Source organism: Deefgea tanakiae (genome assembly GCF_019665765.1).
GTDB lineage: Bacteria > Pseudomonadota > Gammaproteobacteria > Burkholderiales > Chitinibacteraceae > Deefgea > Deefgea tanakiae.
Map to the genome: position 1 here is coordinate 2683499 of NZ_CP081150.1, position 14672 is coordinate 2698170.

General features: G+C 49.6%; 12 protein-coding genes and 5 tRNA genes. 2 read left to right on the top strand and 15 right to left on the bottom strand.

The features are described from left to right. Positions 1-46: 46 nt before the first annotated feature. The 5 genes from tuf to lgt all read right to left on the bottom strand — a co-directional run bounded on the left by tuf (position 47) and on the right by lgt (position 2509). Positions 47-1237 (bottom strand): elongation factor Tu, encoded by a 1191-nt coding sequence (tuf, locus tag K4H28_RS12500; RefSeq protein ID WP_221005482.1) that lies wholly within the window; start codon positions 1235-1237, stop codon positions 47-49. 50 nt (positions 1238-1287) lie between these two features. Next, positions 1288-1362 (bottom strand) — tRNA-Thr (locus K4H28_RS12505). Between the two features lie 6 nt (positions 1363-1368). Then, a tRNA-Gly gene (locus K4H28_RS12510) sits at positions 1369-1442 on the bottom strand. A gap of 53 nt (positions 1443-1495) precedes the next feature. Next, positions 1496-1581, bottom strand: a tRNA-Tyr gene (locus tag K4H28_RS12515). A gap of 127 nt (positions 1582-1708) precedes the next feature. Continuing rightward, the gene (gene lgt, locus K4H28_RS12520; protein WP_221005491.1) at positions 1709-2509 is read right to left on the bottom strand and encodes a prolipoprotein diacylglyceryl transferase; all 801 of its coding nucleotides are present in this window, start codon (positions 2507-2509) and stop codon (positions 1709-1711) included. Between the two features lie 169 nt (positions 2510-2678). Between lgt and ilvD the strand changes: the two genes are divergently transcribed. Next, positions 2679-4589, top strand: a complete 1911-nt coding sequence (ilvD, locus tag K4H28_RS12525; RefSeq protein ID WP_221005492.1) for a dihydroxy-acid dehydratase — start codon at positions 2679-2681, stop codon at positions 4587-4589. A gap of 166 nt (positions 4590-4755) precedes the next feature. On the opposite strand, the gene K4H28_RS12530 is transcribed toward ilvD, so the two are convergent. Further along, a tRNA-Phe gene (locus K4H28_RS12530) sits at positions 4756-4831 on the bottom strand. Between the two features lie 55 nt (positions 4832-4886). Then, a tRNA-Phe gene (locus K4H28_RS12535) sits at positions 4887-4962 on the bottom strand. A 212-nt stretch (positions 4963-5174) separates the two neighbouring features. Between K4H28_RS12535 and K4H28_RS12540 the strand changes: the two genes are divergently transcribed. Continuing rightward, on the top strand, positions 5175-5663 hold the full coding sequence (locus tag K4H28_RS12540) for a DUF456 domain-containing protein (RefSeq protein ID WP_255573524.1): 489 nt from the start codon (positions 5175-5177) through the stop codon (positions 5661-5663). Between the two features lie 53 nt (positions 5664-5716). Here the strand turns inward: K4H28_RS12540 and corA are convergent, their stop codons facing one another. The 8 genes from corA to K4H28_RS12580 all read right to left on the bottom strand — a co-directional run bounded on the left by corA (position 5717) and on the right by K4H28_RS12580 (position 14628). Then, complete coding sequence (gene corA, locus K4H28_RS12545) at positions 5717-6826, bottom strand: magnesium/cobalt transporter CorA (protein WP_255573525.1); 1110 nt, start codon at positions 6824-6826, stop codon at positions 5717-5719. After that, entirely contained in the window at positions 6775-8268 is a 1494-nt protein-coding gene (gene ppx, locus K4H28_RS12550) for an exopolyphosphatase (protein WP_221005493.1), read from the bottom strand. Before ppx ends, corA begins: the two co-directional genes overlap by 52 nt. A 151-nt stretch (positions 8269-8419) precedes the next feature. After that, on the bottom strand, positions 8420-9121 hold the full coding sequence (gene phoU, locus K4H28_RS12555; protein WP_221005494.1) for a phosphate signaling complex protein PhoU: 702 nt from the start codon (positions 9119-9121) through the stop codon (positions 8420-8422). A gap of 103 nt (positions 9122-9224) precedes the next feature. Continuing rightward, entirely contained in the window at positions 9225-9881 is a 657-nt protein-coding gene (gene rpiA, locus K4H28_RS12560; RefSeq protein WP_221005495.1) for a ribose-5-phosphate isomerase RpiA, read from the bottom strand. Positions 9882-10023: 142 nt separating this feature from the next. After that, positions 10024-10623 (bottom strand): MarC family protein, encoded by a 600-nt coding sequence (locus K4H28_RS12565; protein WP_221005496.1) that lies wholly within the window; start codon positions 10621-10623, stop codon positions 10024-10026. 197 nt (positions 10624-10820) lie between these two features. Then, on the bottom strand, positions 10821-11867 hold the full coding sequence (locus K4H28_RS12570; protein WP_221005497.1) for a tetratricopeptide repeat protein: 1047 nt from the start codon (positions 11865-11867) through the stop codon (positions 10821-10823). Continuing rightward, positions 11864-13168: a tetratricopeptide repeat-containing diguanylate cyclase gene (locus tag K4H28_RS12575; RefSeq protein ID WP_221005498.1), complete on the bottom strand. Its 1305-nt coding sequence runs from the start codon at positions 13166-13168 to the stop codon at positions 11864-11866. The genes K4H28_RS12570 and K4H28_RS12575 overlap by 4 nt, the downstream gene beginning before the upstream one ends. Before the next feature lie 47 nt (positions 13169-13215). Continuing rightward, positions 13216-14628 (bottom strand): glutamate synthase small subunit GltD family protein, encoded by a 1413-nt coding sequence (locus K4H28_RS12580; protein WP_221005499.1) that lies wholly within the window; start codon positions 14626-14628, stop codon positions 13216-13218. Between the last annotated feature and the right edge of the window lie 44 nt (positions 14629-14672).

Genomic DNA, 14672 nt, shown 5'->3' on the forward strand with positions numbered 1-14672 from the left:
GGAGAGGGCATAACTATAACAACGTTAAACCCTTTTTGCAACCTTTTTATACTAAAACTGTTGCTACAACACCAGCACCAACTGTACGACCACCTTCGCGAATCGCGAAACGCAAACCTTGCTCCATTGCTACTGGGCAGATCAAAGTTACGGTGATAGATACGTTGTCACCAGGCATTACCATTTCTGTACCTTCTGGCAAATCAATTGCGCCAGTTACGTCAGTAGTACGGAAGTAGAACTGTGGACGGTAGTTGCTAAAGAATGGTGTATGACGACCACCTTCATCTTTAGACAAAACATAGATCTCAGCAGTAAATTTAGTGTGTGGCGTGATTGAACCCGGTTTAGCCAAAACTTGACCACGTTGAACGTCCTCACGTTTTGTACCACGCAACAACGCACCAATGTTGTCACCTGCCTGACCTTGGTCAAGCAATTTACGGAACATCTCAACACCAGTACAAGTCGTCTTAACTGTTGGCACGATACCAACGATTTCGATCTCTTCACCAACTTTAACAATACCGCGCTCTACACGACCAGTCACAACAGTACCGCGACCAGAGATAGAGAACACATCTTCAACTGGCATCAAGAATGTACCGTCGATTGCGCGCTCTGGCTCAGGAATGTAAGTATCCAAAGCATCCGCCAAGCGGAAGATTGCTGGCTCGCCGTATTCTGATTGATCACCCTCAAGCGCCAAACGCGCAGAACCAGTAATAACAGGAGTGTCATCACCAGGGAAATCGTATTTAGACAACAAATCACGAATTTCCATTTCCACCAATTCAAGCAACTCAGCATCATCAACCAAGTCAGCTTTGTTCATGAATACGATGATGTATGGAACACCAACTTGACGAGACAATAAGATGTGCTCGCGAGTTTGTGGCATAGGACCATCAGCTGCAGAAACAACCAATACCGCACCATCCATCTGCGCCGCACCAGTAATCATGTTTTTTACGTAGTCCGCGTGACCTGGGCAGTCAACGTGAGCGTAGTGACGTGCTTCAGTTTCGTATTCAACGTGAGCAGTATTAATAGTAATACCACGTGCTTTTTCTTCTGGTGCGCTATCAATAGATGCGTAATCTTTAGCAATGCCGCCGAATTTTTTCGACAGGATTGTAGTAATCGCAGCTGTCAGCGTTGTTTTGCCATGATCCACGTGACCAATTGTACCCACGTTAACGTGAGGCTTTGTCCGTGTAAACTTTTCCTTAGCCATTGCTTATTTCCTTCTCGAGATCTTGAAATAAATTAATAACTGACAACTGTTGGAGCCGATGATGAGAATTGAACTCATGGCCTCTCCCTTACCAAGGGAGTGCTCTACCCCTGAGCTACATCGGCAGAAACTGGAGCGGGTGAAGGGAATCGAACCCTCGTCGTAAGCTTGGAAGGCTTCTGCTCTACCATTGAGCTACACCCGCAGGACTTATTTCTGTGATTCGCCCTCACTGTCGAACCTCGACAATTTGGTATCTGGTGGCGGGGGAAGGATTCGAACCTTCGAAGGCTGAGCCGCCGGATTTACAGTCCGGACCCGTTGACCGCTGGGGTAACCCCGCCACAGAGAGCCCGCATTATGAACAGAGCCCCCAAAGTCGTCAAACATTTTTGACTATTTTTATCTACATTTCCAGACAAAAACAGCTAAACCCATAATTTTATTAATTAAATAATTTTTGCACAAAGCTTAAACGCCCTGCTTCTTGGTGCTAGACCAGAAAAATAAAGCGATCCCAAATAAAATCATAGGCAGACACAGCAACTGCCCCATACTCAAATTCATCGCAAGCAAGCCCAAAAAATCATCCGGCTCACGCGCAAACTCAGCAACAAAGCGGAATCCGCCATAGCCAATCAAGAACAGAGCAGAAATTTGGCCTGTTGGACGCGGCTTAGCCGAAAAGCCCCACAAAATAACAAACAACAACACCCCTTCGAGCGCGAACTGATACAACTGCGAAGGATGACGTGGCAAACCATCTTGTGATTGCGGAAATATCATCGCCCATGGCATTGCGGCATCGGTCACACGCCCCCACAACTCGCCATTAATAAAGTTACCTAATCGCCCTGCCGCCAAACCGAGCGGAACCAAGGGCGCAATAAAATCGGTGACCTGAAAAAAGCTGCGGTTGGTTTTGCGTGCGAACAAAGCCATCGCCACCAACACACCCAAAAATCCACCATGGAAAGCCATACCGCCTTCCCAAACCTTCAGGATATCAATCGGATTAGCAAAATAGAAAGCGGGCTTATAAAACAGCACGTAGCCAAGGCGACCACCCAATATCACGCCCATTACGCCATAAAACAGCAAGTCATCCATTTCACTGGTTCGCCACGCAGGCGGATTGCCGCGACGAATGCGCCAACGCCCCAACATAACAAACAAAACAAATCCGATTAAGTACATCAGACCGTACCAATGCACGCCAAATCCACCATAAATTGAGATAGCAACCGGATCAAATTGCGGATGAACTAACATAATTTACCTCTAAATGTGAGCTGGCGATTATACCGCTAGAGCCCTCACTTCAATCACCTTTTCGCACCACATCAACAAAGACAATTTACCTTGCGCACTTCCGAAACCCTCTATTGCTTTTTTTTCGCTACAATCTACAAACTATTCGCACACAGCCCAAGGACACGAAATGCCAACTTACCGCTCACGCACCACCACCCACGGCCGCAATATGGCCGGCGCCCGCGCTCTTTGGCGCGCCACAGGCATGAAAGACGGTGACTTTGACAAGCCAATCATCGCTGTCTGCAATTCATTTACGCAATTTGTTCCAGGCCACGTGCACTTACACAACCTCGGTCAATTGGTTGCGCGTGAAATCGAAAAAGCAGGCGGTGTCGCCAAAGAATTCAACACCATCGCCGTCGACGACGGTATCGCCATGGGTCATGGCGGTATGCTGTATAGCCTACCAAGCCGAGATTTAATTGCGGATTCAGTGGAATACATGGTCAATGCTCACTGCGCCGACGCGATTGTTTGTATTTCCAACTGTGACAAAATTACCCCTGGCATGTTGATGGCTTCCTTACGCCTCAATATCCCTGTGATTTTCGTTTCTGGCGGTCCAATGGAAGCCGGCAAGGTTGATTGGAACGGTGTAGTTCGTAAACTCGACCTCGTTGATGCGATGGTCGAAGCCGCCGACGACAAAGTCAGCGACGAGCAAGTAGCCGAAATCGAGCGCAGCGCCTGCCCAACCTGTGGCTCTTGCTCTGGCATGTTTACTGCCAACTCAATGAACTGCCTCACCGAAGCGCTAGGTCTTTCACTACCTGGCAATGGCTCGATGCTCGCCACACACGGCGATCGCAAACAACTATTCCTACAAGCCGGCCGCACGATTGTTGATCTCGCTAAACGCTACTACGAGCAAGACGACGAATCCGTACTACCACGCAATATCGCCACTTTTGAAGCGTTTGAAAATGCCATTGCGCTCGACATCGCCATGGGCGGCTCAACCAACACCGTATTACACTTGCTCGCTGCAGCGAACGAAGCCGGCGTCGACTTCAAAATGGCCGACATCGACCGCATGAGCCGTAAAGTACCGTGCCTCGCCAAAGTCGCACCTGCAACGCAAAAATATCATATGGAAGACGTACATCGCGCAGGTGGCGTCATCGGCATCTTGGCCGAACTGGATCGCGCCGGACTGATTCACCGCGACGTACCTACGGTACACGCCAAAACCATGGGCGAAGGACTTGATCAATGGGATATCGTTAAAAACTCACCCGACAGCCTAGCTCACTTGATGTACCGCGCAGCACCGGGCGGCGTCGCAACGACCATCGCCTTTAGCCAAAGCATGCGCTGGCCTGAGCTTGACCTTGACCGCGCGAACGGCTGCATCCGCAACAAAGAAAACGCCTACTCGCAAGACGGCGGCATCGCCGTTCTCTACGGCAACATCGCCGAACGCGGCTGCATCGTCAAAACGGCGGGCGTGGATGAAAGCATGTTTGAGGTCGATCAACTGCGCTACACCACCAGCGTACCAACATCGACCATTCGCATCTTCAAAGGCCCAGCCCGCGTTTACGAAAGCCAAGACGATGCGGTTGCTGGCATTTTGAATGATGAAGTAAAAGCCGGTGAAGTGGTCGTAATTCGCTACGAAGGCCCGAAAGGCGGCCCCGGCATGCAAGAGATGCTCTACCCAACGTCTTACCTGAAATCAAAAGGCTTGGGTAAATACTGCGCCCTACTGACTGACGGTCGCTTCTCTGGCGGCACTTCAGGCCTATCCATTGGTCACGCCAGCCCTGAAGCAGCAGAAGGCGGCACGATCGGCCTCGTTGAACAAGGCGACATCATTGAAATCGACATCGCAACGCGCCGCATTCAGCTCATGGTTAGCGACGAAGAACTCGCCACTCGCCGCGCAGCCATGAATGCCCGTGGCAAAGATGCTTGGAAGCCAGTAAGCCGCGAACGCTACGTGAGCGCAGCGCTACGCGCCTACGCAGCGATGACCACCAGCGCTGACACTGGCGCAGTGCGCGACGTGAGCCAGGTTGAGCGAAAAGATTAATCAGTGAATTGAAATGCACGCAAAAAGACAGCCTAGGCTGTCTTTTTTTATGGACGTATTGGACTATTGCTATTAAGCAGGAAGGCACAGCGAGCAATACCCTAGAAAACAAAAAACCCGCTCAGCTTACGCCTGCGGGTTTTTGCTTCGGAACAAACCGAAATACTGGTGGCTCGTCTCGGAATCGAACCAAGGACACGCGGATTTTCAATCCGCTGCTCTACCAACTGAGCTAACGAGCCATGCTACTAGAGCATTTGAAAAAGGGTCTAGCTAGAAGCTAGACCCTTGAATACTTGGTGGCTCGTCTCGGAATCGAACCAAGGACACGCGGATTTTCAATCCGCTGCTCTACCAACTGAGCTAACGAGCCATTCGAAACACTGCTTCGTTTCGAAGAGCCGCAATTAAACACCAGCCAGAGCCCTGCGTCAACCATTTTGATAGAATTGTTTTGACCAATGGAAATAGCACGCAGTAAATGATTGTTTTGGCTTGGTTTTATTTTTTCATCTTCCGGCACTATTTTCATGCTGCAGCGTCATAATCAAGCTAATTGAGCAAGCAGAACCACAGGATACAATTTTGGAAAGCTTAGACATTTTAATTTGGATACTGGGTAGCGCGATGATACTCGGCGGCTTGGCCGGCACCATCTTGCCGCTACTGCCTTCGACGCCCCTCATGTTTGCCGGCATGCTGCTACTGGCATGGCATGATCAGTTTATTCGTATTGGCTGGCCATCACTGGTACTACTTGTCGTACTGATGCTCATTTCCTGCGTGCTGGATTATTTAGCCGGAGCCATGGGCGCAAAGCGGGTTGGAGCCAGTAAAGAAGCGATTTGGGGCGCATTGATTGGCTCAATCGTCGGCATCATGGGCGGGATTCCTGGCATGATTCTAGGGCCATTCTTGGGTGCCGCCGCCGGTGAGATGTACGCTCGTAAAGACGTGATGCGCGCAGGTCAAGTGGGCATCGCTAGCGGGATTGGCATGCTGTTAGGCGCGATTGCCAAAGTCGGTTTTGCATTAGCGATGCTAGGCGCTTTTGTATTAGCTTGGTTTATTTAACAACAAGGTATATGACTCTAGGCATTAATAAATAATATCTAGAGTCGTATACCTCATACCCAACGGCGTAACCAGAAAAATAAACTCAACAACATTGCAATTGCCCCCATCAACCCCAGCACGGCGTAGTAGCCCCCCGCCCAATGCAGCTCTGGCATATTGTCAAAATTCATGCCGTAAATACCCGCAATCAGAGTCAACGGCATAAAGATCGTCGTAATCACCGTCAACATGCGCATTTGTTCGTTCAAGCGCTGCGATTGCAAAGACAAGTACATTTCTTGTAAGCCTCCCGCCATTTCACGCAATGACTCCACCGTTTCAATTAACTGTACTGTGTGATCATAAACATCGCGCAGATAAAGCTGCGTTTCGCTATGGAAAAAATCCGCCTCGTCGCGTTGCAGGGTATTGAGTACCTCACGCATCGGCCACAGACTGCGCTTGATGTATTGCAGTGAGCGGCGCATATCTTGGACTTCTGTCATTTGCTCTGGTGACGGCGATGCATTAATGGCTTCGTCTAGATTTTCACTACGCTCGCCCAATTGCTCCAGCACCAAGAAATAACGATCGACCAACTTATCCAACAGAGAATAAACCAGATAATCAGGACCCAATTTACGGATTTGCGATTCACTGGTGCGCAAGGTTTCACGAATTGAAGCAAAAGTACCGGTGGGTTTTTCCTGGAAGGTCAATACAAAACCACGGCCAACGATAATACTGACCTGCTCGCTACCAAGCTGGCCATCCTCATCCATACTGACTAGGCGAGCTGTAATAAATAAATATTCGCCGTATTGCTCAACTTTAGGACGTTGCTGGGTATTAAGAATGTCTTCGAGTACCAAAGGGTGCAGCTTGAAGCGCAGCCCAATCAGCTTAAGTAGCTTGTGATTTTCTAGCCCATGAACGTTGAGCCAAAGCGTTGGATATTTTGGCTGGTACTCACGGCCTGATTCGAGATCATCAAAGGTGGTTTCCAGAAAATCGGCATTTTCAGGGCCAAATTCGATCAAGGTGGCCAAGGTAGGATTTGCGGCTTTATGGCCGACATATTGCATCGTACCAGGTGCTGCGCCCGCCTTGTCGGCAGCAAGATGCGCTTTTACGCGTTTGCGACGGGACAAATCTGCAGGTTTACGCCCATGTTTTGCCATGCTTTCATTTCCTCATTCAAGGCATATAAGGTGAGCGGATGCGCCTCTAGCCAGAGGGCGTCCAGCTCGAAGCAATAGCCATCGGCACTGTGCGATAACAGGCCGAGTGACGGCGCCTCATCAAGGCGTGCACGATAAAACAACACTGCCAAGCGCAGACACAAAATTGCATCCCATTCGGCGGGCTTAATTTCTAAATTCGCGAGTTTATTTAAACTGCCTGCGTGCGCCAAGACCAAGCGCGACAACCAAATTTGCTCTCGGCGGGAAAAACCAGGCATATCAGCATATTGCAAAATATACGCCGAATGCTTGTGATAACTGGCGTGCGCAATGGAGCGCCCTACTTCGTGCAAAGCAGCAGCCATGGTTAAATTCCGCGCCAACACAGCATCTTCACTTTGCGTTTCACCGCGCAAACTATCAAACAAAGCAGCTGCCAGTTGTGAAACACGATAAGCCTGCGGGCCATCGACATGGTAGCGACGCTGAAAAAAGTCTACCGTACGGTCACGCACATCATATTGCGTTTGGCGTTGCACCAAGTCATACAGCACCCCATCGCGTAGCGCGCCATAGGTAATCGACATCCGCTCAATACCCAGCATGTCAAAAGCAGCATGCATAATCGCAAAACCGCCCGGCAATACTGGGCGTCGATCATCGCGCAGGCCATTGAGTTGCAATTGATCAATATGGCCTGCGGCCAGCATTTTTTCACGTAAGGCCGCCAACCCCTCACGGGTAATCCCCAGCGCGGATAAATCATTGAGTTCTAAAATATCGGCTAATGAACGCGCAGTACCCGATGTACCAATCGCACGCTGCCACTCTCCCGAATAGAAAGTCGGCACTAGCGGCAAAAATGCACCGCGCGCGGCTAGCTCTGCGGCTTCCATTCGTTCGCGTGTAATGATGCCATCAGGGAAATAGCGGGCGCTCCAGCCGACGCAACCCAACTGAATACTTTCGGTGCTAAACGAGCGATATTGGCTGCCAATAATGAGTTCAGTCGAGCCGCCGCCGATATCGACGACCAAGCGTCGCTCTTTGGTGCTAGGCAGGCTGTGCGCAGCGCCGATGTAAATCAGTCGCGCTTCCTCGCGCCCAGCAATGATTTCAATCGGAAAACCCAAGGCGGCTTCGGCCTGCGGTAAAAAGTCAGCGCTATTTCTCGCGATACGGAAGGTATTGGTGGCAACGGCTCGCACGCATTGCGGAGGCAGACCAGCCAGCCGCTCACCAAACCGCCCCAACGCTTCGACCATTTCATCGATCGCTGCTTGCGTAAGACAACCGTACGCATCCAGACCCGCCCCTAAGCGGACAGTTTCTTTCAGAGAATCAAGGGGAAACAAAGAACCTTCAACGACCCGAGCAACTTGTAGGCGAAAGCTGTTGGAGCCGAGATCAACAGCGGCAATGACAGAACAGTCGCTCATTCAGTATGTACTCCAATAGGTCGCAGGCTTGCGGGCATAACAATACGTGCTACGCCGCACAATGGCAAATACCAAATAAATAAAGGGTGGCCAAAGCCACCCTTTCTTGGTCTTGTGCAGTGAAACTAAGCACAGCGCCGCTGTTTACCGATTATTTCAATGCCACTGCATCCACTTCGGCCTGAGTTTTATGGCGAATATCTTGGCCTTTCACCAAATAAATGACATGCTCAGCCACATTCACCGCCAAATCACCAATCTTCTCAATGGCTTTGGCCACCCACAAGATATCCAAAATCAACGTGATTGAGCGTGGATCTTCCATCATCACGGTAATCAATTGACGATGCAGGGCTTGGTACTCTTGGTCTAATTGCGCATCAGAACGAATCACTTCTGATGCGGTTACCGCGTCCATGCGCGCAAACGAATCCAATGCATTACTCAACATATCCAAAGCCAAATCAGCGATGTGATTCAGATCGTGAAAACGTGGCACTTGCAAGCGACCTGATTCGTAAATGTTTTTCGCACGTTTGCAGATGCGATAGGCTTTATCGCCAATACTTTCCAAGTCTTCGACTGATTTGATGACGGTCATCACCATACGCAAATCGGTGGCAGCGGGTTGGCGACGCGCAATCATATGCACGCACATATCATCAAGCTTCACGTGCATTTCATTCACGGTTGCTTCTTGCGCCATTACTTTGTCGATAATTTCGATATCGCCAGAAGCCAAAGCTTGCATTGCTAAACGGACTTGTTCTTCGACCAAACCGGCCATGCCCATGACTTGTGAGCGAATGGCTTCTAAGTCGGCATCAAACTGCTTTGAAATATGTTCTGACATGACACGGTTCTCCAGTGTGTTAATCGATGCAAAATACCAGCTTTTTATTACAGTACTGTTTCATCTGCAAAGTTAAGGCAACCGTTGCCGGTCGCCGATTAAATTATTTAATCGTTTTTACGCCGCTAGCAGTGCCAAGCAACAGTACATCAGCACGACGATGGGCAAACAAACCATTGGTGACGACACCGACGATTTGATTGAGTTTAGTTTCTAATTCTGAAGCTTGACTGATCGATAAGCCATGCACATCAATGATGATATTGCCATTATCAGTAATCACGCCTTCACGATAAGCAGGATGACCGCCTAATTTAACTATTTCACGCGCGACATGTGAACGAGCCATCGGGATCACTTCGACTGGCAAAGGGAATGCGCCCAGCACATCAACCAATTTGCTCTCGTCGCAAATACAAATGAATTTTTCAGCCACGGCGGCGATGATTTTTTCCCGCGTCAACGCTGCGCCACCGCCTTTGACCATTTGCAATTGATGATTGATTTCATCGGCACCATCGACATACACGGGCAATTCATCAATGGTATTTAAATCAAATACAGGAATACCGTGTGACTTCAAACGGGCGACGCTGGCTTCTGATGAAGATACCGCACCTTGAATACGGCCCTTAATTTCCGCCAAAGCATCAATAAAATAATTAGCAGTCGAACCTGTACCAACACCAACGATACAATTATCTGGAACATAAGCAATCGCAGCGCGGCCAACAGCTTCTTTCAATTCATTTTGCGTCATTAGGTGAACTCCTGAGTATGGGGAATTATAAGCAGACCGAGCAATTTTAGGGCATTTTTAGTGCATCGCAGGCAAAACTACAGCGAGAGTTGTGGCGCATCAAACACCGGCGATGGATTGAGCAAGATAGCAAGCTGAAAACTTAGAGCGACGCTAAATATTGGCGTATGCCATCCAGCAACATTTGCACGGCAATGGCCGTCAAAATCAAACCCATTAAGCGCTCAAAGGCAGTAGTAACTTGCTCGCCCAAAACCTGGGAGATTTTTTCTGAAAATGCCAAGGTCAGCGCACAAACCACCATCGTCAGCGCCAAAGCCCCCACCCACCCCCAAAGCCGCTCAGGATCACGCGACACCAAGAGCAAGACCGTCGCCAAAGCCGATGGCCCCGCCAAAAGCGGAATCGCCAGCGGCACAATATAGGGTTCACCCTCGCTGCTATCACCAAACACGCCATCGGGATGCGGAAACACCATCCGCAGTGCAATCAAAAACAAAATCACACCGCCAGCAATCCCCAATGAAGTTTGCGATAGATGCATCACTTGCAGAAACTTTTGCCCAAAGACCATGAACAGCAATAGCACGACAAAGGCGACGCTCACCTCACGCGCAATCATGCGCCAACGTCGTGCTGGCGGCACTTTCTTCATCATGGCGACGAATAAAGGAATACCGCCCAAGGGATCTGTCACCAAGAGCAGTAAGATAAATGCGGAGAGAAAAGTTTGCGATTCCATCTAGCCAGTGTACACCGCAAGAGATGGGGTTTTGCATGCGGGAAAGTCAGCACATTTGGCATTAGTTTGAGCCGCAAACAAGGGCTTTCGGGGGAAATTTGCACCAAAAATTGCGTAAAACGCTATCGTGAGCCACCGAAAAATAAACAGGTATATCTCTGTATTAATTGTTAATCAATGACTGCAGCCACATACCCTTAAACCACCAACTCCCGTTGTAATTGCAAAATACTGCTGCGATTTTCCAATTCCAAGATACGTTGCTGATGTTGTGTACTGATATGAATTACCTTGGGCGAGTGTGCTTGGCACGTTTTTGCCAATAGACTCAGCGCGGGCTCGAGCTGCTGATTGTCTAAGTAGCATTGAATCAATGCGCGATTGCAACGCTCAACAACACTACGCAATTGAATCCGTTCCGCCAAGCTCAAGGCTTGCTGCAAAATCACAACCGTATTCTCGGCGTGCAATGCCAGCAAGACCTCACCCAACGTTGCTAGGGCCTGAACTTGACCCCATAAATTGTCATTATCAAAACTAAGGTCATACGCCGTTTCAAGTTCGATTTTGGCTTGTGAAAACAAACCTTGTTGAGCGTGGATTGCTCCACGGTAATAAATAATTTCAGCGGCCCAAATCTTATTGGGGTGAGTTAACAATTGCTCGGCACAATCAAGCTCGGCCAAAGCTTGTGCATAGCGCTTCATCCGCAAATAATCATTCACAACATACAAATGAGTCTCGCAGGCAAGCCGGTCATCAGCCAGCAGCTTGGCCATTTTGAGCGCTTTTTGATTGTATTCAAGTGCAACTTTATCTTCACCAAAGCCGATATACACTTGGCCAATCGCCAAATACACACGAGCGCACTGGGCTAAATTTTGTGTTTCACGCGCCAATTCCAACGCGTTTGACCACTGCTCTAAAGCCCGTAACGGCTCTTCACTCAATAACAGCGACGTTCCCAATAAAATCAGTGTATTGGTCGCCGATTGTTGCGAGCCCGCTTGCTGATATTGTTCAATCGCAGCCGCAAATGCGTCTTGCGCTGCGCGATGTGCACTCAAGTGCTGATGAGCATGACCCAAAATATCGAGCGCCATCCCATGTAAATGTGCATCTGACCGCGCTTGTTTCACCCATTCACTAGCCAGCTCGGGTAAGGGTGGTGAACCGCACTCGGCACTCTTGAGCGCGCGACTCAGTGCAGCGGCTAATTCAGTTTGATTTGCTTTCACGCTCATGCTTCGCCCTCCCACACAATTGCTCCCGCACCTTTACGCATCGCCAAATAGAGCGCCAAATCGGCGCGTAACTGTAATACGTCGGCCTTGTCTCCCTCTTTAAATGCGGTACACCCCACACTCAGGGTCAAAGCCTCGGGCAATTGCGAGCAATCTAATAATGCGATTTCGGCTTGTATCGTTTGAATCAGCACATTGACTTCGCTGACGCTTGTCTTCAATAAAACCAATCTAAATTCATTATTATTAGCCGCTACCAGTACACCCTCTTCTGGACAGCATCGGCGCAGCACATTGGCAATACGTAATGCCGAATCATTAGCAACCTCATCGCCCATTACATCGCGCAAATGCGTCGATTGATCAACGCCCATATGAATGAGACAAAGCGAATGACACGTCAAAAGCTCATCCCAGCGCGCCTGCAAGTAGCGCAGATTATGTAGGCCAGTTAATGCATCCCGATACGTTGCACTCTCTAAACGGCGCACCTGCTCGATTTGCTGTGCATTACTATGGCGTAATAATTCAATTTCAATGCCGCTAATTGTTTGTTGCAGCTTGAGCTCAACCCCGAGCAAACGACGCGGTGTTTTTTTTGTGGCTTTTTGGGTGGTTTGCACGCTGAGCGCCGCTTGGTAAAACTGCACAGCCTCGCTGTAATTTGCTAAACGTTCGCAACATTGCGCGAGCGCCAATAAGAGTGACTCTTGATGATGTAGATGTGAAGATTCAAGCGACTGTTTCGCCAGCATCACGGCATCTGCCAAACCCTCGTTCGTATCAAGCTGTAAATAAGTCTGCAAAATGGCCAAATGAAGCACGATCCCATCGCCATCATTCAAAGCTGCCGCACTGCGTAATTGTTGCAAAGCGGGTCGCCACTGCTGCTGCAAACGATAAAGCCTTGCCGACTCTTCGAGTAAGACGGGGTCCTCGTGCAAGCCATCAAAAGTCAACGCTTTCTGCTGTAAAGCCAGCGCAGTCGATTGCTCACCAAGCACCCACAAATCTGCAGCCAAACCTAAGCGGGCAGCACATTGTTGTTTTTCACAGCGCGCTAAGCTCAAAGCACGTTGATGCAAAGATAAGGCGGTCGTAAACTGCTCAGCCTCATGCTCTAAATCAGCAATGGCGAGCCAATAGGCTGCCTCATCACCGGCACTCTGCTGCACTTGAGCCAATCCATCCAAATAGGCCTGCATGGCGCGTTTGGGATGGCCTTGTCGTTGTAACGCTTGGCCAATTGCTAATTTTTCCATCACTGAAACACCTAAATACAATTCCCGAATCAAGCTCATGTAATAAAAAAAGCCTCGCAACAGCGAGGCTTTCTGAGTGGGGCTGTTTACCAAGCGCCAATGTACTCTAAAATCCCTTCAGCAGCATTACGGCCTTCGTAGACGGCACGCACAACGAGATCTGCGCCACGAACTTGGTCGCCACCCGCGAAGATTTTCGGGTTGCTAGTTTGGTGTTTAAACGTTTGCTTTTCAGCGGCAATCGTACGGCCCCAGTCATCCGTTTTCACGCCTTGCGCGTCAAACCAGCTTTCTGGCTCAGCCGAGAAACCAAACGCCACGACCACGTGATCGCAATTCACCACGCGCTCTGAGCCCTCGATCAATTCTGGACGACGACGGCCTTTTTCATCTGGCGCGCCCAATTGCGTCGACACCAAAGTCAATGCCAAGCTGCCATCGGCGTTTTGCTCGATTTTCACTGGCTGGCTGTTCCACTGGAATTCAACGCCTTCTTCTTTGGCATTCGCAACTTCACGTTTCGAGCCTGGCATGTTTTCTTCGTCACGGCGATAAGCGCAAATTACGCTCGCTGCGCCTTGGCGAATCGAAGTGCGGTTGCAATCCATTGCGGTATCGCCACCACCGAGCACGACAACGCGCTTGCCAGCCATTGATACGAATGCTTCATCGCCCAACGTACCCATGCTATTACGCACGTTATTAATCAAGAACGGCAAGGCTTCCATCACGCCTGGCAATTCTTCACCGGCAAAGCCGCCCTTCATGTATTTGTATGCGCCCATGCCCATAAACACCGCATCGTAGTCAGCGAGCAAGGTTTCGATGCTCACGTCTTTGCCGATTTCGGTATTCAGGCGGAATTCAACGCCCATTTCTTCCATGATTTTACGGCGCGTCGCGATGACGTCTTTTTCCAGTTTGAATTCTGGAATACCAAAAGTCAGCAAGCCGCCGATTTCTTCGTAACGATCAAACACCACCGGTGCTACGCCGTTGCGTACCAAAATATCAGCGCAACCAAGGCCAGCTGGGCCAGCACCAATAATCGCGACTTTCTTGTCGGTTTTGATCACGCCCGACATATCTGGGCGCCAGCCCGCTTTGAAAGCTTCATCGGTAATGTATTTTTCTACCGAACCGATCGACACTGCACCCGCATCGACTTGATTCAATGTACACGCGCCTTCGCACAAGCGATCTTGCGGGCAAACACGGCCACAGATTTCTGGCAATGAATTGGTTTTGTGGCTCAGTTCAGCCGCTTCAAACAATTTGCCTTCGTCGACCAATTGCAACCATTGCGGAATATGGTTGTGCACTGGGCACTCCCATGAGCAATATGGGTTACCACAGGACAAGCAACGACCAGCTTGTTCGCCTGAGCTGGTTTTATCCAACGGCGTGTAGATTTCTTTGAATACAAATTTGCGCTTTTCAACCGCGACTTTATCGCCAGGGTTGCGAGCAACATTCAGAAACTGAAATACATCTGACATGGTATACCTCGGTGAGGATTGAGGGCCTTTGGGTGAGGGGCTAT

What these genes read in the sequence shown, in the direction of transcription:
- ppx (WP_221005493.1), bottom strand. Translation starts at nt 8,268, where the DNA reads ATGAGCGACTGTTCTGTCATTGCCGCTGTTGATCTCGGCTCCAACAGC.
- K4H28_RS12570 (WP_221005497.1), bottom strand. Translation starts at nt 11,867, where the DNA reads ATGAGCGTGAAAGCAAATCAAACTGAATTAGCCGCTGCACTGAGTCGC.
- K4H28_RS12575 (WP_221005498.1), bottom strand. Translation starts at nt 13,168, where the DNA reads ATGAGCTTGATTCGGGAATTGTATTTAGGTGTTTCAGTGATGGAAAAA.
- K4H28_RS12580 (WP_221005499.1), bottom strand. Translation starts at nt 14,628, where the DNA reads ATGTCAGATGTATTTCAGTTTCTGAATGTTGCTCGCAACCCTGGCGAT.
- phoU (WP_221005494.1), bottom strand. Translation starts at nt 9,121, where the DNA reads ATGTCAGAACATATTTCAAAGCAGTTTGATGCCGACTTAGAAGCCATT.
- ilvD (WP_221005492.1), top strand. Translation starts at nt 2,679, where the DNA reads ATGCCAACTTACCGCTCACGCACCACCACCCACGGCCGCAATATGGCC.
- lgt (WP_221005491.1), bottom strand. Translation starts at nt 2,509, where the DNA reads ATGTTAGTTCATCCGCAATTTGATCCGGTTGCTATCTCAATTTATGGT.
- tuf (WP_221005482.1), bottom strand. Translation starts at nt 1,237, where the DNA reads ATGGCTAAGGAAAAGTTTACACGGACAAAGCCTCACGTTAACGTGGGT.
- rpiA (WP_221005495.1), bottom strand. Translation starts at nt 9,881, where the DNA reads ATGACGCAAAATGAATTGAAAGAAGCTGTTGGCCGCGCTGCGATTGCT.
- K4H28_RS12565 (WP_221005496.1), bottom strand. Translation starts at nt 10,623, where the DNA reads ATGGAATCGCAAACTTTTCTCTCCGCATTTATCTTACTGCTCTTGGTG.
- corA (WP_255573525.1), bottom strand. Translation starts at nt 6,826, where the DNA reads ATGGCAAAACATGGGCGTAAACCTGCAGATTTGTCCCGTCGCAAACGC.